The sequence below is a fragment of the Sphingomonas sinipercae genome (assembly GCF_011302055.1).
Taxonomy (GTDB): Bacteria; Pseudomonadota; Alphaproteobacteria; order Sphingomonadales; family Sphingomonadaceae; genus Sphingomicrobium; species Sphingomicrobium sinipercae.
Window position 1 is genome coordinate 1,363,592 of the sequence record NZ_CP049871.1, and the last position, 20,512, is coordinate 1,384,103.

At 65.1% G+C, this 20,512-nt stretch carries 20 protein-coding genes; 11 read left to right on the plus strand and 9 right to left on the minus strand.

Features of this window, described 5'->3' with window-relative positions:
* Positions 1-105 precede the first annotated feature (105 nt).
* Positions 106-924 carry an SPOR domain-containing protein gene (locus tag G7078_RS07120; RefSeq protein WP_166094461.1) on the plus strand — a complete coding sequence of 273 codons (819 nt, stop codon included), beginning with the start codon at positions 106-108 and terminating at the stop codon, positions 922-924.
* Here G7078_RS07120 and serB read toward each other — a convergent pair whose 3' ends face one another.
* On the minus strand, positions 925-1,803 hold the full coding sequence (gene serB, locus G7078_RS07125) for a phosphoserine phosphatase SerB (protein ID WP_166094463.1): 879 nt from the start codon (positions 1,801-1,803) through the stop codon (positions 925-927). It abuts the gene before it with no gap.
* On the opposite strand from serB, the gene miaA reads away from it, so the two are divergent.
* On the plus strand, positions 1,796-2,722 hold the full coding sequence (gene miaA / locus G7078_RS07130) for a tRNA (adenosine(37)-N6)-dimethylallyltransferase MiaA (protein ID WP_166094466.1): 927 nt from the start codon (positions 1,796-1,798) through the stop codon (positions 2,720-2,722). The genes serB and miaA overlap by 8 nt on opposite strands.
* Before the next feature lie 9 nt (positions 2,723-2,731).
* Complete coding sequence (gene ilvC, locus G7078_RS07135; RefSeq protein ID WP_166094468.1) at positions 2,732-3,709, plus strand: ketol-acid reductoisomerase; 978 nt, start codon at positions 2,732-2,734, stop codon at positions 3,707-3,709.
* On the opposite strand, the gene G7078_RS07140 is transcribed toward ilvC, so the two are convergent.
* From G7078_RS07140 to mutL, 3 genes are all read right to left on the minus strand, one after another.
* Positions 3,706-3,888, minus strand: coding sequence for a hypothetical protein (locus tag G7078_RS07140; protein ID WP_166094470.1), 183 nt, complete (start codon positions 3,886-3,888; stop codon positions 3,706-3,708). The two genes, ilvC and G7078_RS07140, sit on opposite strands and share 4 nt — an antisense overlap.
* A gap of 76 nt (positions 3,889-3,964) precedes the next feature.
* Entirely contained in the window at positions 3,965-4,351 is a 387-nt protein-coding gene (crcB, locus tag G7078_RS07145; RefSeq protein WP_166094475.1) for a fluoride efflux transporter CrcB, read from the minus strand.
* Positions 4,352-4,372: 21 nt separating this feature from the next.
* A complete protein-coding gene (gene mutL / locus G7078_RS07150) occupies positions 4,373-6,103 on the minus strand; it encodes a DNA mismatch repair endonuclease MutL (RefSeq protein ID WP_166094477.1) in 1,731 nt (576 codons plus the stop codon).
* A 146-nt stretch (positions 6,104-6,249) separates the two neighbouring features.
* Between mutL and G7078_RS07155 the strand changes: the two genes are divergently transcribed.
* From G7078_RS07155 to G7078_RS07180, 6 genes are all read left to right on the plus strand, one after another.
* Positions 6,250-7,293 (plus strand): rod shape-determining protein, encoded by a 1,044-nt coding sequence (locus G7078_RS07155; RefSeq protein WP_166094479.1) that lies wholly within the window; start codon positions 6,250-6,252, stop codon positions 7,291-7,293.
* An 11-nt stretch (positions 7,294-7,304) separates the two neighbouring features.
* On the plus strand, positions 7,305-8,186 hold the full coding sequence (locus G7078_RS07160; protein WP_166094481.1) for a rod shape-determining protein MreC: 882 nt from the start codon (positions 7,305-7,307) through the stop codon (positions 8,184-8,186).
* A complete protein-coding gene (locus G7078_RS07165) occupies positions 8,186-8,710 on the plus strand; it encodes a rod shape-determining protein MreD (RefSeq protein WP_166094483.1) in 525 nt (174 codons plus the stop codon). The genes G7078_RS07160 and G7078_RS07165 overlap by 1 nt, the downstream gene beginning before the upstream one ends.
* A complete protein-coding gene (mrdA, locus tag G7078_RS07170) occupies positions 8,707-10,596 on the plus strand; it encodes a penicillin-binding protein 2 (protein WP_166094485.1) in 1,890 nt (629 codons plus the stop codon). The genes G7078_RS07165 and mrdA overlap by 4 nt, the downstream gene beginning before the upstream one ends.
* Positions 10,593-11,705, plus strand: coding sequence for a rod shape-determining protein RodA (rodA, locus tag G7078_RS07175; RefSeq protein WP_166094487.1), 1,113 nt, complete (start codon positions 10,593-10,595; stop codon positions 11,703-11,705). Before mrdA ends, rodA begins: the two co-directional genes overlap by 4 nt.
* A gap of 79 nt (positions 11,706-11,784) precedes the next feature.
* Positions 11,785-13,761, plus strand: a complete 1,977-nt coding sequence (locus tag G7078_RS07180) for an ATP-binding protein (protein ID WP_166094489.1) — start codon at positions 11,785-11,787, stop codon at positions 13,759-13,761.
* Here G7078_RS07180 and G7078_RS07185 read toward each other — a convergent pair.
* On the minus strand, positions 13,718-14,593 hold the full coding sequence (locus G7078_RS07185; protein ID WP_166094491.1) for a hypothetical protein: 876 nt from the start codon (positions 14,591-14,593) through the stop codon (positions 13,718-13,720). The two genes, G7078_RS07180 and G7078_RS07185, sit on opposite strands and share 44 nt — an antisense overlap.
* Before the next feature lie 11 nt (positions 14,594-14,604).
* A complete protein-coding gene (locus G7078_RS07190; protein ID WP_246166537.1) occupies positions 14,605-15,561 on the minus strand; it encodes a diacylglycerol/lipid kinase family protein in 957 nt (318 codons plus the stop codon).
* Between the two features lie 190 nt (positions 15,562-15,751).
* Here G7078_RS07190 and lptF point away from each other — a divergent pair, with 190 nt between their 5' ends.
* Both lptF and lptG read left to right on the plus strand, forming a co-directional pair.
* On the plus strand, positions 15,752-16,951 hold the full coding sequence (gene lptF / locus G7078_RS07195; RefSeq protein WP_246166294.1) for an LPS export ABC transporter permease LptF: 1,200 nt from the start codon (positions 15,752-15,754) through the stop codon (positions 16,949-16,951).
* The gene (gene lptG, locus G7078_RS07200; RefSeq protein ID WP_166094498.1) at positions 16,948-18,045 is read left to right on the plus strand and encodes an LPS export ABC transporter permease LptG; all 1,098 of its coding nucleotides are present in this window, start codon (positions 16,948-16,950) and stop codon (positions 18,043-18,045) included. Before lptF ends, lptG begins: the two co-directional genes overlap by 4 nt.
* A 4-nt stretch (positions 18,046-18,049) precedes the next feature.
* Here the strand turns inward: lptG and G7078_RS07205 are convergent, their stop codons facing one another.
* The 3 genes from G7078_RS07205 to G7078_RS07215 are packed head-to-tail and all read right to left on the minus strand — an operon-like array spanning position 18,050 to position 20,509.
* Positions 18,050-19,315 (minus strand): MgtC/SapB family protein, encoded by a 1,266-nt coding sequence (locus G7078_RS07205; RefSeq protein ID WP_166094500.1) that lies wholly within the window; start codon positions 19,313-19,315, stop codon positions 18,050-18,052.
* Complete coding sequence (gene fghA, locus G7078_RS07210; protein ID WP_206367493.1) at positions 19,296-20,129, minus strand: S-formylglutathione hydrolase; 834 nt, start codon at positions 20,127-20,129, stop codon at positions 19,296-19,298. The genes G7078_RS07205 and fghA overlap by 20 nt, the downstream gene beginning before the upstream one ends.
* A gap of 2 nt (positions 20,130-20,131) precedes the next feature.
* Positions 20,132-20,509: a VOC family protein gene (locus tag G7078_RS07215; protein ID WP_166094504.1), complete on the minus strand. Its 378-nt coding sequence runs from the start codon at positions 20,507-20,509 to the stop codon at positions 20,132-20,134.
* Positions 20,510-20,512: the final 3 nt, after the last annotated feature.

The window sequence follows — 20,512 nt, forward strand, 5'->3', positions numbered from 1 at the left end:
AAAATCTGGTTAATGTGCGCCGGCACGGTTGCCCTGAAGTCCGCCGCGGCTACTCTGCGGATCGAGGGAGGAGCCGCGGTGCTAAAATTAACTGCGCTATCGGTAATGGCTGCGGTCGCGATCGCCGGCACCGCTGCTGCCGCGCCGACGGTTCGGCAAGGTATCGACGCCTGGCAAAAGCGCGATTTCACCACTGCGGTCGCAATTTGGCGCCCGCTTGCCCAGCAGGGGGATTTGGACGCAGCCTTTAACCTCGGCCAGGCCTACCGGCTCGGGCGCGGTGTGCCCACTGACCTCGCCGCAGCGCAGCGGTGGCTGTCCCAGGCCGCAGGCGGCGGCCACACCGATGCACAAACGACGCTAGGCCTGTTGCTTTTCGATAGCGGCGACCGCGCCTCCGGTGTCCGCTGGCTCAAGCTCGCCGCCGAAGCGGGCGAGCCGCGGGCGCTGCTGATGCTCGGCACCGCTCTGTTCAACGGCGACGGCGTCCCAAAGGATCGGGTGCTTGGCTATGCTTATGTCAGCCGCTCGGCCGCGCAAGGCTTGGCCCCCGCCAGGACGACGCTGAAGCAAATGAACGGGCTCATTCCCGTTTCCCAACGCCAGAAGGGCGTTGCCGTCGCCCGTGCGGCTGCTTCGAAGCTCAAGCCATCGCGCAGCCCGGTGGCGCCGACAGGGCCCACCAAAACCACGGCCGCGCAAGGCGGAGGCTGGCGCATCCAGCTTGGCGCGTTTTCGCAGCGCTCTTCGGCGCAGGCCCTGTTCGACCGCCTGTCGCCGGCTTTAGGTGGCAAGGTCGCCAATTACGTCAGCGCCGGCGCGATCACCCGGTTGCAAGTCGGTCCATATCAAAGCCGCGCCGCCGCCGCTTCGGCGTGCGCCGCGCTCAAAGGCCAGGCCTGCTTCCCGGTTCCGGCAAAGTAATCAGCCCTGCACCCATTCCCGCTTGCGGATGCCCTGGGCCCACAACAGAGCGTCCAGGCCATGGTGATCGAGCCGCGCGTCGGCGATTTCAATGAGCGCCGGCTTGGCGCGGAAGGCGATGCCAAGGCCCGCCTCCGCGATCATCAGCCGGTCGTTGGCGCCGTCGCCCACTGCAATCACGTCCCCTGCCGCCAAGCCAAGCTCTTCTCGGGTTGCCAGCAAGGCGGCCTGCTTGGCGGCCCCATCGATGATCGGGTCCGCCACCCGCCCGGCCAGCTGCCGACCGTCGAACACCAGCATATTCGCCTTGACCCGGTCGAACCCGACCAGGCGGGCGATCGGTTCCGCAAAAGACAGGAACCCGCCCGAAACGAGCAGCGCGCTCGCCCCGCCTGCCCGCATCGTTCGAACCAGCGTTCCCGCCCCGGGATTCGGAACGACGCGTTCGGCCAGGCAGCGGGCAATGGCATCTTCGTCCAGGCCCGACAGCAGCGCGACGCGTTCGCGAAGCGCGGCCTTGAAGTCGACCTTGCCCTGCATTGCCCGCTCGGTGATCTCGGCCACTTCGCGCTTCAGGCCGGCAAAGTCTGCGAGCTCATCGATGCATTCCTGCCCGATGATGGTGGAATCCATGTCGGCCACCAGCAAGCGGCGGAAACGCGGTTCATCCGGCTGCACCACGACGTCGACACCGTCGATGGCACTCAGCGCCCATCGTGCAGCCGCAAGGTCCGCGGTGAACCGCAGGTCCGCCGCGTCGCCTTCGTCGATCCACTGCGCGAACTGGGCGTCGGCATCGAACTCGCGAAGCAAGCCAAGCGCGCGGTCGATCAGCCTATCATCAAGCCGTCCCGCTGCTATCAGCGTTGCAATGCCCATTCGTCCTCCGCTCGCTTTAATCGCCGGGCCGACCGCAAGCGGCAAGTCGGCACTTGCGCTGCGCCTTGCGGAAGCGGTGGATGGAGTGATCGTCAACGCCGACAGCGCGCAGATTTACCGCGACTTGCCGATATTGTCGGCAGCCCCCACGGCTGACGACCAGGCTCGCGCCGAGCACCGCCTCTACGGTTTCCGCGATGGGGCAAATCCATGCTCGGCCGCGGACTGGGCGGCCCTCGCCCGGCGCGAGATCGAGAAAATTCATGCCGAGGAGCGCCTGCCCATTCTGGTCGGCGGAACCGGCCTCTATATTCGTACCCTTCTCGACGGGATCGCGCCCGTGCCGCCGATCGATCCGTCAGTCCGCGAATATGTGCGGGGGCGCGAGGTCGAAGCGAATTGGGCCGAACTGGCGAAGGCCGACCCCGACGCCGCCAAGTGCCTTGGGCCACGGGACACGACGCGGGTTTCCCGCGCGCTTGAAGTCGTGTTGTCGAGCGGGCGTCCCCTGGCGCATTGGCAGCAGCTGCGCGAAGGCGGAATCGTCGCGTCGGTTACGCTCCACCCGATAGTTCTGATGCCGCCGCGCGCCTGGCTGTACGAGCGATGCGACCGCCGCTTCGTCGCAATGTGGAATGGCGGTGCGCTGCCAGAGGTCGAACGACTTCTTGCCCGGCAACTCGATCCCGCGCTGCCGGTCATGCGCGCGATCGGCGTCCGCGAGGCGACTTCCTTCCTGCGCGGAGAGGTCACCAGCGAAAAAGCGCTCAGCCAAGGTCAGCAAGCCACGCGCAATTATGCGAAGCGCCAATATACCTGGCTTGCCCACCAGCCGCCCGCCCAATGGCGGCGGTTCGCCGAGCCACTGACGGACGAAACCAGCGACGATGCTCTGGCCCTGCTTCACCCGAAAGCGTAGTCGCCCGGCATGGAGCTGATCCGCGAAGCCGACATCGACCCCGCGCCGCTGGTCGGCAAGCGGGTCGCGATCATCGGCTTTGGCAACCAGGGCCGGGCGCAGGCGCTGAACCTGAACGATTCGGGGATCGAGGTCGTCGTCGGCCTTCGTGAAGGTTCACCGAGCCGGGCCGAGGTCCAAGCTGCCGGCATTGCCGTCTCCCTCCCCTCAGAAGCAGCCGGTGATGCCGACCTGGTCATGTTGCTCGCACCGGACGAGACACTGCCGAAGATTTACGCCGGTCTCGAGCCGATGCTTCGTCCGGGAACGGCGCTCGGCTTCAGCCACGGCCTCGCCATCCATTTCCAGCAGATCCGGCCCCGCTCCGACCTCGACGTCTTCTTGGTTGCCCCCAAGGGGCCGGGAACGGCGCTTCGCTCCCTCTACAAAGAGGGCAAGGGAATGATTGCGCTTTGGGCCGTTGCCCAGGATTCGACCGGCACCGCGCGCGCCACTGCGCTCGCTTACGGCCGCGCCATCGGCTGCGCCCGCGCCGGCCTCATCGCTTCATCGTTTGAAGAGGAAGCGGTCGCCGACCTGTTTAACGAGAATGCGGTCGTCTGGGGCGGGGTGCCGGAGCTTCTGCGCGCCGGCTTTGAGGCGCTCGTCGGGGCCGGGGTCACGCCTGAGATCGCGTACATGGAGTGCGTCGGAGAGCTGAAATTGCTCGCCGAGCTGATCGAGGCGCGCGGCATCGCCGGGATGCGCGAGGTGATTTCCAACACTGCCGAGTTCGGCGCCGAAATAGGCGGTCCGCGGATCGTCGACGCAGGCGTGCGCGACCGGATGCGCAGCATCCTCGCGGATATCAAGTCAGGCGAGTTCGCCCGAGCCTTGAGTGATGAGGCCGCCACCGATTATCCCAAGCTGCGCGCGGCCCGCCAACGGGACCGGGCAGCGATCCTCGAACGAACGTTCGTTCGGCTTCGGGATCTCGGCGGCAACTAGCCGATCAAGTCGGCGGCGAAGCTTTCGCGATCGCCGACGGACGCACGCTCGATATAGGCGCGCTGCAGCTTGCGATGGGCCTCCGCCGCAGTGCCGTCGGTCGCGGATTGGGCAAGCTCGAGCTCTTCGGCGGCGCGCTGCGCATAATAGGCCCGGTCCTTGGCGCTGTGCTGTTCCATATGCCTGCTCCTCGCTTGGACGACGCTTATAGCACAAGATGACGCGAAAGTCGTGCTGACGGCTCGGCCTGGCCCGTCATCCAGGCGCGTGGACGGAACCGGCGAAGAGGGAGAAAGCCAGGAACAGCGCCAACACGGACAAAACGACCGACGATCCGGCATAGATCGCCGCCTCGCCATAGGCGTTACGCTGGATCAGCAGGACGGTGTCGAGCGAAAACGCCGAAAAGGTGGTAAAGCCGCCCAGCACGCCGGTCGTCAGAAACAGCCGAAGGTGCTGGTCGCTGCCACCGCGCGCCAGCCAATAGCCTGCAAGCGCCCCCATCGCGAACGACCCCAGCACGTTCACCGCGAAGGTCGCGAAGGGAAATCCTGAACTTCCTCCGCCCGGCGCCAGCAGGTTGACGAAATGCCTCAGGGCGCCGCCCAGGCCGGCACCGAAGAACACGATCAGATAGGTCATCAAGCGCACTCCCGCACCGCTTCAACGGCCGAACAATTTTTCCAGGTCGCCCTTGGCCAGCTTCACCCACGTCGGGCGGCCGTGGTTGCACTGGCCCGATCGCGGAGTCACTTCCATCTCCCGCAGCAAGGCATTCATCTCGGCGACCGAAAGCACCCGCCCTGCCCTGACCGATCCGTGACAGGCGATGGTCGCTTCGACCAAGTCCAGCTTTTCCCGCAGGGACAACGCCGATCCCAACTCGGCGATCTCCGCCGCAAGGTCGGCGAGCAAGGGGGCGAGATTCGGACTCCCCAAGGCTGCGGGAACGGAGCGGACGAGCAAGGATGTCGCCCCGAAGCGCTCAATTTCCATTCCCAGTTGCGCAAGCTCGCCCGCCGCGGCCTCAAGCCGGTCGCAATCCGGTTCGTCGAGCTCGATCACGTCGGGGATCAGCAGCTCCTGGCGCGGCACCGTTCCTTCGGACCTCGCCGCCCGCAGCTTTTCCAGGACGAGCCGCTCATGGGCGGCATGCTGGTCGACGATGATCAGCCCCTCGTTCGTTTCCGCGACGATGTAGGTGCCGGCGACCTGCCCGCGAGCGACGCCCAACGGATAATTCTGGAGCGGCGCAATCGCAGCTTCGGCGCGGGCGGCGGGTGCAGCGCCGGCCATCGCGAACCGCGCCTGCCCGTCGTTCACCGCGGCCGCCGAGGGCGTTGCTTCTGCGGCTTGCATCTCGCTGGTCGTCCATTGCAGCGGCGCCATCGCCTGGTCGCGAGCCGCACTGCGATGCCCTTCCGCGTCGAGCGCCGCGCGTAGGCCGCCGATGATGAGGCCCCGGATCGCCGCCGGATCGCGAAACCGCACTTCCGTCTTGGCCGGATGCACGTTGACGTCGACGTCGCCCAGCGGAACGTCGAGGAACAGGGCAGCGATCGGGTGACGGTCGCGCGCCAGCATGTCGCGGTAAGCGGCACGGAGCGCCCCCACCAGCAATCGGTCCTTCACCGGCCGCGAATTGACGAACAGGAACTGCTGGTCGGCCATCCCCCGATTGAAGGTCGGCAGGCTGACGACGCCGGTCAGTGCAACGCCGTCGCGTACGCAATCGATTCCAACGCCATGCCGGTCGAGTTCCGCCGCAAGCAGCGCCGCGACCCGCGCGGGCGGCGCCGAGGGTTGCACCGACAGCACCTGGCGCCCGTCATGCTCCAGGCTGAACGCAACATCGCTGCGCGCCATCGCCAGCCGCTTCACCGTGTCCAGGCAAGCGGCATATTCGGACCGTGCCGAGCGCAGGAACTTGCGCCGCGCCGGGACCTTGCCGAACAGATCCTCGACCCGGATGCGGGTTCCGGGCGGCAAGGCCGCTGGCCCCTCGCCCGCCCTCGCCCCATGATCCACCTCGACACGCCATCCGTCGCCGCCGCGCGTGCGGCTATCGATGGTCAGACGGGACACGCTTGCGATCGAAGGCAACGCCTCCCCGCGAAAGCCAAAGCTCGTCACCCGGTCGATGCTGTCGTCGGGAAGCTTGGAGGTCGCATGCCGTTCAAGCGCGAGGCGCATGTCTTCCGGCGACATCCCGGAGCCGTCGTCGGCGACCTCGATCATCCCGATGCCACCGCCCGACAACCGGATCGAGACCGATCGCGCGCCGGCGTCGAGCGCATTCTCGACCAGCTCCTTGAGCGCGCTCGCCGGGCGCTCCACCACCTCGCCCGCGGCGATGCGATCGATGAGCTCGGATGGCAGTCTTCTTATTGACATGGGATTGGGTCTAGCCCAATCCGAGCCACCCCGCGAAGCGCTGATTTTCCGGCGGAAATTTAGTTCGCGTTCAATGGGTAAAGTTTAATTTCCAATGTAGCCGGGGGGATGTCCGGCTGCCGGGGCAAGGCGGAGAGCTGATCGGAATGTTCTGGACTAAGTGGTTCAAGTGGATGTCCCACGACATGGCGATCGATCTCGGGACCGCCAACACGCTCGTCTACGTCCGCGGCCGCGGCATCGTCCTCAACGAACCGTCGGTGGTGGCCATCGAAACCATCAACGGGGTCAAGCGCGTCAAGGCGGTCGGCGACGACGCCAAGCTGATGATGGGCAAGACCCCGGACCAGATTGAGGCGATCCGGCCGCTGCGCGACGGGGTCATCGCCGACATCGATGTCGCCGAACAGATGATCAAGCACTTCATCCACAAGGTCCATGGCGGCAAGATGCGCGCCTGGCGTTTCCCGGAAATCGTCATTTGCGTGCCGTCGGGTTCGACCAGCGTCGAACGTCGCGCCATCCGCGATGCCGCTTCCAACGCTGGCGCCAGTCAGGTCTATCTGATCGAAGAGCCGATGGCCGCTGCGATCGGTGCCGACATGCCGGTGACCGAGCCGATCGGCTCGATGGTCGTCGATATCGGCGGCGGCACCACCGAAGTCGCCGTGCTTTCGCTGCGCGGCCTCGCCTACACCACGTCGGTCCGCGTCGGCGGCGACAAGATGGACGAAGCGATCAGCTCCTACGTCCGCCGCAACCACAACCTGCTGATCGGCGAAGCCACCGCCGAACGCATCAAGCAGGAAGTCGGAATCGCCAAGCCGCCGACGGACGGCATCGGCAAGACCGTGCACATCAAGGGCCGCGACCTGGTCAACGGCGTGCCGAAGGAAATCTCGATCAACCAGGGCCAGATCGCGGAAGCGCTTTCGGAGCCGGTTGGGACGATCGTCGAAGGCGTCCGCATTGCGCTTGAGAACACTGCCCCCGAACTGGCGGCGGACATTTGCGACCAGGGCATTGTGCTCACCGGTGGCGGCGCGTTGCTTCAGGGACTCGACGAGGTCTTGCGCGACGAAACCGGCCTGCCGGTCACGGTTGCCGAGGATCCGCTGACCTGCGTCGCGCTCGGCACCGGCCGCGCGCTCGAGGAAGAGCAGTTCCGCGGCGTTCTCCAGACGGCTTGAGGCGCTGACCGATGGCGCCGCCGGCGGGGCCGCGCCCAGGCTGGTCGAGACGCGCGCAATATGGCGTCTTCTTCAGCCTGATCGCCGCGATTATCGGGATGGTGATCGGGGTCGTCCTGCTTGCCCTTTCCATCGCTGCGCCGAAAACCTTCGCCAGCCTTCGCGGCGCGGGCCTCGACCTCGTTTCGCCGATCAGCGGCAGCCTTTCGCAGGTGAATGCGACCGTTTCGGGCCTCGCGAGCGGCGCTGGCAGCTATTGGGACGCGGCGCGCCAGAATAGCCAGCTGCGCGCTGAGCGCGATGCCATGGCCCGCCAGCTCATCCAGGCGCGCGCAATCCTTCTCGAAAATCGCGAACTCAAGGCGGCGCTCCAGATTCGCCAGCAGAGCAAGCAGCCCGTGGCTACCGGTCGACTGGTCAGCTCGTCGTTCCAAAGCCCGCGCCGGTTCGCCATCCTCTCGGTCGGTTCCTCGGACGGGGTTGAGGTTGGAATGCCGGTCCGTTCCGCCGGCGGCCTGATCGGGCGGGTACTCGATACCGGCTCTATCGCTTCGCGAATCCTCCTCGTTTCCGACCGTGCCAACATCATTCCGGGCCGACTGCTGCGGGGTGGCCAGTCCATCATCGTCCAGGGCCGCGGCGACGGCACTGTGGAATTGCGCCCACTGGAAGTGGGCAAGAATCCGTTCCGCCGCGGCGACGTGATCATCACATCGGGCGTGGGCGGCCTCTATCCGCCGGGCGTGCCGGTCGCTCGGGTCGCAAGGCTGCAGGACGATGGCGCCATCGGCGTGCCCGCCGCCGACCCGGGTTCGACGATCCTGGCACTGGTCGAACGGCCGTATGAACCGGCGGCGGAGGAAGTCGTGCCAGTGCCGGACTCGATGCCCTGATGGTCCGCTCGGCGCTCAGGGCGAACCGCCGCGTCGGTCAGGGCCCGGTTCCCGGTGCCCAATATATTCCCGCGATTAGCGTTGGCCTCGCAAGCTTGCTGGCGGGGCTTCCGATCATCACGCAGAACGGCTGGTTTCCAAGTTTCGCCTTCCTCGTGCTGATCGCCTGGCGGCTGCTTCGCTCCGACCCATTCCCGGCCTGGTGGGCAGCGCCCCTGGGCCTGTTCAACGACTGCGTCAGCGGCCTTCCGATAGGCTTCTCGGTCGCGGTCTGGACTGGCTCGATGCTGGTGCTGGATCTCGCCGACCGACGGACCCTGTTCCGCGACTATTGGATCGAATGGGTGCTCGCGACAGTGCTGATTGCAGTTCATTCATGGTTGCAGTGGCAAGTAGCTGGGTGGATGGACGCAATCCTGCCCCTGAGCGGCCTGGTCCCGCAGATCGTCATCTCGGCGCTGGCCTTCCCGTTGTTCGCCTGGTTCGTCTCCCGGCTTGACCGCTGGAGGCTCGGCCGGTCGTGAAGCATCAGCGGGTCACTACCGTTCATCAATCGCTGACTTTCTCCCGCCGGATGACCATCGTCGGGGCGGCGCAGGCTGCTGTCGGCGCCTTGCTGGTGGGCCGGCTGGGCTGGCTGTCGGTGGCGCAGAGTGAGCGATACAAATTGTTGTCCGAAAACAATCGGGTGCAGCTTATCGTAGTGCCACCGAGGCGTGGCTGGCTGGTCGATCGCAAGGGTGTGCCGATCGCGATCAACCGGAGCGATTTTCGGATCGATATCATCCCGCAACAGCTCAAGGATCCGGAGCCGACGCTGCGCAAGCTGGCGCAATTGCTGGAACTCGACCGTGACGAAATGGATCGCATCCTCAAGGAGCTGAAGCAGAGCCACGGTTTCCAGCCGGTCCAGGTGGCGGAAAGCGTACCCTATGAAAAATATGCGGCGGTCATCGTCCGCCTGCCCGAACTCCCCGGCGTCCAGCCGATGCGCGGCTTCTCCCGCTTCTACCCGGCTGGGCCCGCCGTCGCCCACCTGGTCGGCTACGTCGGCACGCCTTCGGCGGAAGATTACCAGAAGACGAAAGACCCTCTTTTCCTTACGCCGGGTTTCAAGATCGGTAAGCAGGGTCTTGAAAAGACGCTCGAACCCTATTTGCGCGGCGTTCCCGGCGGGCAGCGGATCGAAGTCACCGCGGGCGGTCGCCTGGTCAAGGAACTCGATCCCAAGCCGGACCGCAGCGGCAAGACGGTACAGCTGACAATCGATGCCGGGCTGCAGGAATATGTTGCGCGCCGAATGGGCGACCAGTCGGGCGCCCTGGTCGCGCTGGACATCGATTCGGGCGACATCCTCGCCTTTGTTTCGATGCCCGCGTTCGACCCCAACAGCTTTAGCGGCGGGATTGGCCGTACCGAATGGAAGATGCTGTCGGAAGATGACCATCTGCCCCTTCTCAACAAGGTAACGCAGGGGCTCTATCCGTCCGGATCGACCATCAAGCCCGCGATGGCCCTGGCCTTCCTGAAACAGGGCATCGACCCGAAGCAGCGCATCCACTGCCCGGGTGGTCTGCGCATCGGCAACCGCTATTTCCGCTGCGACGCGGTCCACGGCTCGGTGGATATGCACGCCGCGGTCGAGCGCAGCTGCAACACCTATTTCTGGGCGATGGGTTTGCGGACGGATCCGGCGCTGACGACCGGAATGGTCAATTACCTCGGCTACGGCGAGGAGTTCGACCTGCCGCTTACGACCCAGCGGTTCGGCACGATGCCCAATCCGGAATGGCTGAAGCGCAAATATAAGCGTGAGTGGCAGGGCTATGACTCGGCTAACACCTCGATCGGCCAGGGTTATGTGCTGGTCAATCCGCTACAACTAGCGGTGATGCCGGCGCGCCTCGCATCGGGGAAGCTTGTGCAGCCGCAACTCTTGGCCGGCGCTCCGCGCAAGCCCTTCAAGGTAGTCGGCGCCGATGCCGAGCAACTCGATTACATCCGCAAGGCGATGTCGGCCGTCGTCAACGAAGGCGGAACCGGCGTCGGCTCGAAACTGCCGCTCGACGGCATCCAGATGGGCGGCAAGACCGGCACGGCGCAAGTCTTTCGCCTGACTGAGCGCGGAGTGAGCAATTCCAACTGGAAGCTGCGCGACCACGCTTTGTTCATCGCCTTCGCGCCGGTCGACAAGCCGAAGTATGCAATCGGCTGCATCATCGAACATGGCGGGTTCGGCGCGTCCTCCGCCGCCCCGGTGGTGCGCGACAGCATGACCTACCTGTTCGACCAGCAAAAGGCGTGGGACGCGCTCGGCCCCCTCGAAAAGCAATGGGGCGGGACGCTGGCCGAGCGTAACGCGCGCCGCTCCGCCGCGATCAAGGCGGCCGCCCAGGCGCGTTCGACATGATTTCATCGGCGATCATCCCGCAGCCGCTGGCGAAGCTCCCGTGGCGGCTGATTTTCCTGATCCTTGGCATTTCGCTGATGGGCTTGCTGACCCTCTATTCGGCCGCGGGCGGTTCGATGCGCCCTTGGGCCCTGAAGCAGGCGGTGATCTTCGGGGTGTTCCTGGCCGTTGCGCTGGGAATGTCGACGATCCGGGAATCGACCATCAAGACCGCGACCTTCCCCATTTACGGGGTCGTGCTGGTCATGCTCGTCGCGGTCGAGATGCTCGGTTTCGTTGGCAAGGGGGCGCAGCGCTGGCTGGACGTCGGGCCGATCCGCCTGCAGCCAAGCGAGTTCATGAAGCCCGCGATCGTGCTTGTCCTCGCCCGCTTCTACGACCTGCTTCCGCCCAGCGCGACGCGCACCTGGCGCGGGCTGTGGCCGGCGGCGGCGCTGCTCGGCGTTCCCTTCCTTCTGATCCTCGTGCAACCGGACATGGGCACCGCCCTGATGGTCATGCTGATCGGCCTGACCGTGATTTTCGTTGCCGGCGCGCCAATGTGGATTTTCCTGGGCGGGGCGGCGGCGGTGGCGGCGGGCATGCCCCTCGCCTACGCCCTGATGCACGATTACCAGCGCAAGCGCGTGCTGATCTTCCTCGATCCGGAAAGCGACCCGCTCGGTTCGGGCTACCACATCACCCAGTCGAAGATCGCGATCGGATCGGGAGGCGTGTTCGGCAAGGGCTATCTCCAGGGCAGCCAGAGCCACCTCGATTACCTCCCCGAAGGGCACACCGACTTCGTCTATGCGACGATGGTCGAGGAATGGGGACTGATCGGCGGCATCATCTTGATCCTCGCCTTCGCTCTGGTCATCCGCTGGGGTATGCGCGTCAGCCGGCGCGCCCGCTCCCGCTTCGCCCAGCTCGCCGCGGCCGGCCTTACCGCAACCATCTTCTTCTACGTCGGGATCAACCTGATGATGGTCATGGGCTTGGCCCCGGTCGTCGGGGTACCGCTGCCATTGGTCAGCTATGGCGGGTCAGCGGTCATGACGATGATGCTGTGCATCGGCCTGCTGATGGCGATCGAGCGCCAGCAGCGCAGCGTCTCCTCCCTTTCTTGAGCAACGGTTTGCCGCTCAGGCGTGGCGATCGGGAGCTGTAACCTTTCACCTGCATCGCAAGCGGGCTACACTTGAAGTCATGACGGAAGGCGGGGACGGCATCCGGTTCGATTGGCGACGCGGCGGCGCGGCGGCGGGCGCATTCTTCGCCATGCTCGTCCTGCTTGGGATGGTTTTCCTGGTCAAAGTCTCCAACGACGCGCGCGACGAAGCGCTGCAACTTGAACGCCATGCCTATGACGTCACCCTGCTCACCCGGTCGGTCGATGCCAGTATTTCCCGCTCCGAAGCTGCCTTGGGACGGTTCGCGCTCGACGAAGACCGGGACACGGGCAACATCTACTACGACCAGTGGAGCCTGGCTGGACGGCAGATCGAGCAGCTCAAGAGCCTGCTTCGGAACGACAGCCGACAGCTCGAGCGGGTCCACGCGCTGGAACGGCTCTATGACAATCTCGGCGGGCAATTTGCCACGGCCGCGCGAATCGTTGCGACCCGCAGCGGCGCCAACGGCCTGAGTTACTATTATTCCGCAACCAAGTCGGGCGTCGGCCCGGCCCTTCGCTCCAAGCTTCGCGAGGTCGCGGACAGCGAGCGGGTCGCCTTGCAGGACCGGATGCAGCAAACGCGCTTGTTCTCGGCACGCGCCGACCAGCTTACCGATTACCTTAGCTGGCTCGGTGTCATCGTCGGCTTCGGTGCAATCTTTCTCGGCGTCATCGCCATCCAGGCCGTGCGCCAATTCGCTTACGCCCGGCGCGACGCGGAAAATGAGTCGCAACGCGCCGAGTTGCTGGAACAGGCCGTCGCCGAACGCACGCAGGAGCTTCGCACCGCCAACGAGGCGCTGCGCGCCGAAGCGGAGGAACGCCAGGCGGCGGAAGCGCAGCTTCGCCAGGTGCAGAAGATGGAGGCGGTCGGCCAGCTCACCGGCGGCATCGCACACGACTTCAACAACATGCTGGCGGTCGTCGTCGGCGGCGTCGACCTCGCTCGGCGGCGGCTCAATGGCCCGCGCCGAGAAGTGCTCAACCATCTCAACAACGCAATGGAAGGAGCCACTCGCGCAGCGGCGCTGACCCGGCGGCTGTTGTCGTTCGCCCGTTCCGAGCCGCTGCTGCCGGAACGCGTTGACGCTGCCGAACTGGTCGCGGGGATGTCCGACCTCCTCGACCGGACCTTAGGCGAGCGCATCAGGGTGGAAGTCGATCTCGCCGCGGAAACCTGGCCGATCTACGTCGATCCGCATCAATTGGAGAATGCGATCGTCAACCTTGCCGTGAATGCCCGCGACGCGATGAACGAGATGGGCGCGCTTCGCATCGCCACGCGCAACGTAACGCTCGGCGCCAGCGAGGTCGGCGACGTCCAGGCCGGCGACTATGTGCAGGTATCGGTCACTGACACCGGCTGCGGCATGACCCCGGAGGTGATCGAGCGCGCGTTCGAGCCTTTCTTCACCACCAAGGCGGTCGGCAAGGGCACCGGGCTCGGCCTCAGCCAGATTTTCGGTTTTGCCCATCAGTCCGGCGGCGAAGTTGGAATCGACAGCCAGCTCGGTCGCGGCACCACCGTCTCGCTCTATCTGCCCCGAACGCGGGTCGAAGCACGCGCCCGGCTCCATGCCACGCAGCGGGTCGACAACGATGTGACGGTGCCGGGGGCACGCATCCTGGTGGTCGAAGACGATCCGCGGGTGCGAAGCTCGACCGTCGAAGCGCTTCAGGACCTCGATTACGATCCTATCGCGTGCGACAGCGGCGCCGAAGCGATCCGGCTGTTCGACTCGCGCACGTTCGACCTCGTCATCAGCGACGTCATCATGCCGGAAATGACAGGGCCGGAACTCATCAAGGTGCTCAAGGAACGGCGCACCGATTTCGCGGTCCTGTTCGTCACGGGCTACGTCGGCGAGGGCGAGAGCGACGACCTCATCGGCCATGAGCTCCTGCGCAAGCCCTTTACGGTAACCGCGCTCGCATCCGCGGTCGGCGCCGCGCTGTCGCGCGGCCCTAGCGCACGGCCCCGGTCTTCAGGAGCCGCGGCAGCAATGTGATCGCGCCCAGCAGCGGGTGACGCCGCTGCCATGGCTTGAGCTCGATGCTTGCGCCGCTGTGCCGGTTGATCTTCCAGACGATGTAATCCGCGCCCCCGGCGAAGGTCGCGCTTGCCTTGGCCAGTCGGACTACCGACAGGATTTTCCCTTTCAGACGCATACGCTTCCACCATTTGGTTGCGACTGCTTCTGAAATGGAGTTTGGCGCTTGCAGCGCCGCTTCCCCAAAGCGCTCGTAACGCACCGGATCGGCATCCACGATCGCCGCCGAGCGGTCCGACCGTTCCGCCCTCAATTCCGATGCGAAGGTGTGTGCGAAGGCCGCCTTCCATAGGTTCCCGATGGTCTGCTGCGGCGCCGTTACCGGACGGGTAAAGCCCAGCAGCGTCGGCGCGCACTGGGCGATAGCGGCAACAACGGCGTCCCTCGCCTGCTCATCCTGCGCGTAGACCAGACGCGCAGGCTGGGCGAAGCGCGCCAGCACCGACGTGCTGCGCGCCCGTTGTCCACACTCGCGGACCAGGTCGGCCTGACTGAGGACGGCATATTTCGCCACCAGCCCTTCATGCTCGAAATAGAAGACGTTGGGCGGGATCAGGCGATTGGCGAGGGCGAGCCAGCGCTTGCCATAAGCAGCGGGATAGCTGGACACGATCAGGTAGAAATCGAGCATCAACCCTTCGAGCTGCTGCTGGCGCAGGCATGAGCCGTAGAACAAGACCGCTTGCGAGGAGGCGCCATACAGCGCCGCGATTGCCTCTGCCATCGCACGGACGCGAGGATCGACCGGCAGCACCAGCTCGTCGCGAACCAGTTCGCGAAGTTCACTCATCGGCTTGAACTTTAAGCGGCGAGCTTGACGAAAGACAGCGGCTGCGCCGGCGTCAGGCGGATCGGGTGACCGACCCGGGCGCTGAACGTTTCGCCGTCCAAGATGACGTTGGACTGGTCGCCTTCGATGTTGATCTCGTCGGTTTCCTGCAAGTGGACGCCCCGCAGCTTAACCGCGCTCAACTTGCCAAGAATGGTGGCGAACGCGGCCCGCAACATGGACCACGGCCGCTCTTCAATCGCCAACAGTTTGAGCCCGCCGCGCTTGGTCGTGCCCATTTCGCTATTCAGCAACAGCTTGTCGAGCGTGGTGACGGCAAGGATCGCAAAGCGTCCGGACAGCTGCCCTTCCGATCGCATCGAAACGCGAAGATTGGGCGCAACCGGCGGCAGGAAGTCGGCGCGAAGCCGAAACACGATGCGCAGCAGGACGGCCAATATGGTCAGGACGTGGCTGACGCTGTTCGGCAGGCCCAGCGGGTAGATCTTGTTCCGGCAATAAAGCATCGTTTGCGCCAGGCCGGCGCCGCCCAGGAACATGCCGATCACCGGCTTGGCCGTGCCGTCGGTCTGCAAGGCGATGAGCTCGCGCGCGACGAGATGCTCCGTCAAATCATGCTGGGCGAGCGCAACCAGGCGCTCGAGCGAGGCGATCGGGTCGCCATGCGCACCAAGGTCGAGGGCAATCAGGTTGGTCTTGCCGCTTGGCAGGACCGCCACCGGCGGCGGCGTGTCGCCGAAATGCCCGCCATTGTACATTTCCGTCAAAGCGGCCTGCACCGTGCCGTCACCGCCGTTGATAACCAGCATCTTCGGCCGCACGCGGGCAATCGTCTTCAGCCCCTCGCCGACCTGGTCGACGCGTTCGACTTCATAGTGGAAAATGTCGGGATGGTCCGCGCAATAGCTGCGGATCCGCGCCAATTGGGCGATGTTCCCGGTCGATTTCGGATTCGACAGCAACGCAATTCGCGGCCGCCGCGAAACCGCGCCGACGCGTGTTCCGTCGCCCTTTGAAGGTCCGGCGTCTGGCTGATGCGTTTTCAACATGATTTCGCTGGCGAGTCCGCTATGAGATCAAACCCTGACATGGGACACGCCCGGGCAGGGTCTATGTCGGATGCCTTTGCGGCCAAATCATGGTGCAGGAACGTCGAATTTGCGCGCAGTTGGATTGATCGACCGCTATCTCGCGCGATCGATAGCGGTGCCGCTCATCGGCACCCTTCTGCTTGCGGCGATGCTGCTCGTCCTCGACAAGATGCTTCGCCTGTTCGATTTCGTCGTGAATACGGGCGGTCCGGTCAGCGTCGTGTGGCGGATGCTGGCCAATCTGCTGCCGGAATATCTCTCGCTCGGAATACCCATCGGACTCCTGCTTGGAATCCTTCTCGCATTCCGCAAGCTGGCGCTATCGTCCGAGCTCGACGCGCTGCGCGGGATCGGTGTCGGCTATGGCCGGATGCTGCGCATTCCCTACGTCTACGCTGTTTCGCTGATGGCGCTGAACATGCTGATCGTCGGCTACCTGCAGCCGATCGCCCATTACCGTTACGAAGGGCTTCGTTTCGACCTTCGTTCGGGCGCGCTCGGGGCATCGATCAAGGTCGGAGAGTTCAACCGCTTCGGCAAGCGCATCACCCTGCGCATCGATCGCAGCGAGGACCAGGGTACGCGGCTGGAAGGGATTTTCGTGCAGGTCGACAATCCCAAGGGCGGCAGCGTCGCCGCGACCGCCGAGCGCGGCCGGTTCCTGGCGACCGACGATCCGGAGGTGATCCTCTTCCGGCTCGGCAATGGGCGGCTGATCCAGCAGGCGCCGAACTTCCCTGCGCCCCGCACCCTGACCTTCGCCAGCTACGACCTGCCGATCCCGGTGCCGGCAATCGACCCCTTCCGCCGCCGCGGCACCGACTTTGAAGAGCTGTACCTGCACGAGCTCTTCCGCGTCGGTTATGGCGGCGGCGCCACCGACCGCGAGCAGCAACTCGGCGCGCAATCCAACCTCAACTTCAGGCTGGTCGAGGTCGTCGTCATGCTGTTGCTGCCGCTGCTCGCCGTCGCCCTCGCGGTGCCGCCGAAGCGAAGTACTTCCGCGCTGGGCATTTTCGTCGGGATCGTGCTGGTCGTCGCCTATCACAAGGTCAATCAATATGGGGAATATGCCGGCGAGCAGGGCCGGATCGATCCGATCCTAGCGATGTGGGTGCCGTTCCTGCTGATGAGTGCGCTAGTCCTGTGGATGTACCACGTGATCGCACACCGCCCGGGCGGCCAGCCGATCGGCGCGCTGGAACGCGCCGCCGCCTTGATCGGGCGTCGAATCCGTTCGCTGTTCCGACGGTCGCGTACGGCATGATCAACCTTCGCCTCTTCCCATCCCGGCAACTCGCTTTGTACACGGTAAAGCTGTTCATCACGCGCAGTGTCGCGGTGCTGATCGGCCTGGTTCTGGTCCTGATGATGCTCGATCTCCTCGGCGAATCAGGCAAGATCCTGGCCGTGCCCGGCAACGGCGATCCGGAGTTATGGCGCTACGTATCGCTGCGCATTCCGGTGTTGATCACGACCTTCCTGCCCTTTTCCGTGCTTCTTGGAACGCTGATCGCTTTTGTCGGGCTCAACCAGAGCAGCGAGGTCGTGGCGATGAAGGCGGCCGGTGTGTCGGCGCACCAGATGCTGGCCCCGATCTTTTTCGCCAGCCTTGGCATCGCAGCCGCCCTCTTCGTCTTTAACGAGCAGGTGACGGTCAATTCGGCGCGCGTCGTTCGGGCGTGGAGCGACAATGACTACAAGCCGATCCCGCCGGAGCGCGGCATCCTGACCAATGTCTGGGTGCTCAAAGGGGGAGACCTGGTCCGCGCGCGGCACATCGGTGGCCGGGGCAGCGGTTTCCACGCAGAAGGCGTCACCATCTACGAACGGAGTGATGGTGCGCTCAAGCGGATCATTGATGCGCAAAAAGCGGTCCCGGCGCGGGATGGGTGGGTCTTGCAGGGTGTCACGATTTACGATTCCAGCATGAACGTCGTCAGCAAGGTCGATCGCCAGTTCGGCTTGCAAGGCGTGACACCGCAGCAGCTGACGCTTTCGCGGGTCGACCCGGACACGACGAACTTTTTCGAGCTTCGGCGCAAAGTCGAGGAAATGCGCGACGCAGGCCTGCTCACGGCCGAAGCCGAGGCTGGCCTGTGGCACAAAATTGCCGGCCCGCTGTCCTGCGCGCTAATGCCGCTGCTTGCCGCCATTGCCGCCTTCGGCCTGGCGCGATCGGGGCAGGTCCTGCTTCGTGCAGTTACCGGCATGGCGCTTGGCTTCGCTTACTTCGTGGCCGACAATTTCAGCATCGCGATGGGCAATGTCGGCGCTTACCCGCCGCTGATCGCGGCCTGGGCGCCGTTCTTCCTGTTCCTGCTCGTCGGCGAAACCGTGCTGATCCGCACCGAGGAGTGACCGCTTAAAGCAAGGTCCAGGCTGCACCGATCGTCAGTGCCAAGACGACCATGCTCGCCGCCAGCGAGATCGCCGCGGACCGGCCTTCGCGCCGGGCATAAGCGATCACGATCCCAAGCTTCACCGCCATGTTCGCAAGAATGGTCCCCGCCAGCGCCATGCTCGCCAGCCATGGAGCAATCGCGTCTGCCGGAAGCCCGCCGGCAGTGACGATCGCGACATCGACGTCCATGCTGCCCATGACCAGCAGCAGGACGGCCAACCCCTCCTGGCCAAAGCGGCCTTGCGCCCAGGCCGCCGCGACCGCCGCAACCGCGACGAAAGCGACGAAACCGAGCGCTGGCAGGAGGGCGATCGGGTTGCCCGGCGGCGCCGGCCCCTGGTGCGTCGGCGCCTTTCGGTAGAGCCAGTAGGCAGCCGCCGCCTGCGTCAATAACGCGGGCACGACCAACAAGGTAAATTCAACGAGGAATCGGGTCGCGAGTACCGCGACCAGCACGATGACTCGAAGGTACATGACGGTGCTGGCAAGCGCGATCCCGGCGGGCTCGGCGCCGCCGCCCTTCCCGCTGCCGAGCCGCTGCGAAAGCGATTGGGTGACCGCGGTGGAGCTATAGAGGCCACCGATCAGTGCGGTCGCAACGGTGCCGTGCCTAGCGCCGAACAGGCGGTTGGCAACGTAACCGGCAAATGAGAAGCCGGTGACCAGCACTACGACCATCCACAATTTCTGCGGATTCCACGCCCCATAGGGGCCGAAGTCGCCGCTCGGCAGGAACGGCAGGACGGCGCCGGCGATCACCGCAAATCTTGCCAGCGCCTTCACGTCGGCCTCGTCGAGCCGGTCGATAAACCGGTGGGCTTCCTCGCGCAGGGCGAGCACCAGCGTCACCAGGGTGGCGCCGGCAATTGCCAGGCCCGGCCGGCCGCCTCCGGCAAGAAACCCCAGCCCGACCGTGACCAAGGCAGCCACCGGAGTCGTCGCGTCCATCTTGTCGTCGCCGGTCCGGCGGCTGTAGCCAACGACGACCAGCGCAGCAGCGGCGGCCGCGATCCCGCCCCCGGCGAGCGCCTGCCCTGATGCTCCAAGAAGACCGGCAATGCCCGAGCCCAAGCCCAGCAAGGTGAAGGTGCGGATCCCGGCAAACCGGCTATTGTCGCGCAGTTTCCGCAGGTTCCATCCGCGCTCAATTCCAACCAGCAGGCCGCAGGCGAGCGCCGTCGCCACCGCCAGCGCCTCCACCGCCCAGTCAGGCCAGCCGTTCAGCATGCCAACGCAAATGATCGGTGATGAACGTCGAGATGAAGTAATAGCTGTGGTCGTAGCCTTCGCGCCGGTAGACGGTCAGCGCGACGCCGGCATCCGCGCACACTTGCTCAAGCAGCTCCGGCCGAAGCTCCTGCTCCAGGAACGGATCGGCGGTCCCGACATCGATCAACAGCTCGGAAAGTCGCGCGCCGTCCTCGATCAGCGCAACAGCGTCGTGACGCCGCCAAGCTTCCCGGCTTTCGCCCAAATAGCCGGCGAACGCCTTTTCACCCCACGGCACCTGGCTCGGTGCAACGATCGGCGCGAACGCGGAAACGCTGCGGAAGCGGCCAGGATTGCGCAAGGCGATGGTCAGCGCGCCATGACCCCCCATCGAGTGGCCGGTAATGGATTGGCGCTTGGGATCAATCGGGAATTCAGCCGCGACTAGCCGAGGCAATTCTTCGGTTACGTAGCTCCACATGCGAAAATGTGTCGCCCATGGTTCTTCCGTGGCATCGACATAAAAGCCGGCGCCCTGCCCAAAGTCATAGCCTTCAGAATCCGGCACCCCTTCGCCGCGTGGACTCGTGTCCGGAGCGACGAAAATCAGCCCAAGCTCGGCACAGGCGGCGCGATACTCGCCTTTCTCGGTCACATTCGCGTGGGTGCAGGTCAGTCCCGACAAATACCACACGACCGGCAACCTTCTCCCCTGCTCCGCTTGCGGCGGGAGGAAGATAGAGAAGGTCATGTCGGTGCCAGTCGAATTGCTGGCATGCGACACGACCAATTGCCTGCCGCCATGCGATCTGACGTCGGAAACGACCTTCATCGTCACTGTTGCGGCCGGTGAAGCCCGCACAATTTGTTGCCGTCGGGATCGCGCAGGTAAGCGAGGTAGAGCTTGCCGAACGCATTCTCGCGATAGCCCGGCGGGTCGCAGCCCTCGCAGTCGGCACCGCCCGCCTCAAGCCCACGCCGATGCCAGGCGTCGACCTCCTCCGGGCTATCGAAGTTAAACCCGATCGTGCCGCCGTTGGCCTGCTTCGCGGGCTGCCCGTCGATCGGCTGGGAGACCATGAACACCGACCCCTTGTTGCGGTAGGCGAGGCGGCCCTTGTCATCCTGGTGCCCCTCCTTGCCGAACAGTTTGTCGTAGAAGCTCTTCGACTTTTCGACGTCGTTGGATCCGACCATCACGTGACTGAACATAGT

Bases quoted from the DNA above. Each gene is read 5' to 3' on its own strand.
- G7078_RS07160 (WP_166094481.1), top strand. From the start codon at position 7,305: ATGGCGCCGCCGGCGGGGCCGCGCCCAGGCTGGTCGAGACGCGCGCAA.
- G7078_RS07120 (WP_166094461.1), top strand. From the start codon at position 106: ATGGCTGCGGTCGCGATCGCCGGCACCGCTGCTGCCGCGCCGACGGTT.
- G7078_RS07165 (WP_166094483.1), top strand. From the start codon at position 8,186: ATGGTCCGCTCGGCGCTCAGGGCGAACCGCCGCGTCGGTCAGGGCCCG.
- G7078_RS07155 (WP_166094479.1), top strand. From the start codon at position 6,250: ATGTTCTGGACTAAGTGGTTCAAGTGGATGTCCCACGACATGGCGATC.
- fghA (WP_206367493.1), bottom strand. From the start codon at position 20,129: ATGAAGGTCGTTTCCGACGTCAGATCGCATGGCGGCAGGCAATTGGTC.
- G7078_RS07185 (WP_166094491.1), bottom strand. From the start codon at position 14,593: ATGAGTGAACTTCGCGAACTGGTTCGCGACGAGCTGGTGCTGCCGGTC.
- ilvC (WP_166094468.1), top strand. From the start codon at position 2,732: ATGGAGCTGATCCGCGAAGCCGACATCGACCCCGCGCCGCTGGTCGGC.
- G7078_RS07140 (WP_166094470.1), bottom strand. From the start codon at position 3,888: ATGGAACAGCACAGCGCCAAGGACCGGGCCTATTATGCGCAGCGCGCC.
- G7078_RS07205 (WP_166094500.1), bottom strand. From the start codon at position 19,315: ATGCTGAACGGCTGGCCTGACTGGGCGGTGGAGGCGCTGGCGGTGGCG.
- lptG (WP_166094498.1), top strand. From the start codon at position 16,948: ATGATCAACCTTCGCCTCTTCCCATCCCGGCAACTCGCTTTGTACACG.
- serB (WP_166094463.1), bottom strand. From the start codon at position 1,803: ATGGGCATTGCAACGCTGATAGCAGCGGGACGGCTTGATGATAGGCTG.
- crcB (WP_166094475.1), bottom strand. From the start codon at position 4,351: ATGACCTATCTGATCGTGTTCTTCGGTGCCGGCCTGGGCGGCGCCCTG.
- miaA (WP_166094466.1), top strand. From the start codon at position 1,796: ATGCCCATTCGTCCTCCGCTCGCTTTAATCGCCGGGCCGACCGCAAGC.
- rodA (WP_166094487.1), top strand. From the start codon at position 10,593: ATGATTTCATCGGCGATCATCCCGCAGCCGCTGGCGAAGCTCCCGTGG.
- mutL (WP_166094477.1), bottom strand. From the start codon at position 6,103: ATGTCAATAAGAAGACTGCCATCCGAGCTCATCGATCGCATCGCCGCG.
- G7078_RS07180 (WP_166094489.1), top strand. From the start codon at position 11,785: ATGACGGAAGGCGGGGACGGCATCCGGTTCGATTGGCGACGCGGCGGC.
- G7078_RS07215 (WP_166094504.1), bottom strand. From the start codon at position 20,509: ATGTTCAGTCACGTGATGGTCGGATCCAACGACGTCGAAAAGTCGAAG.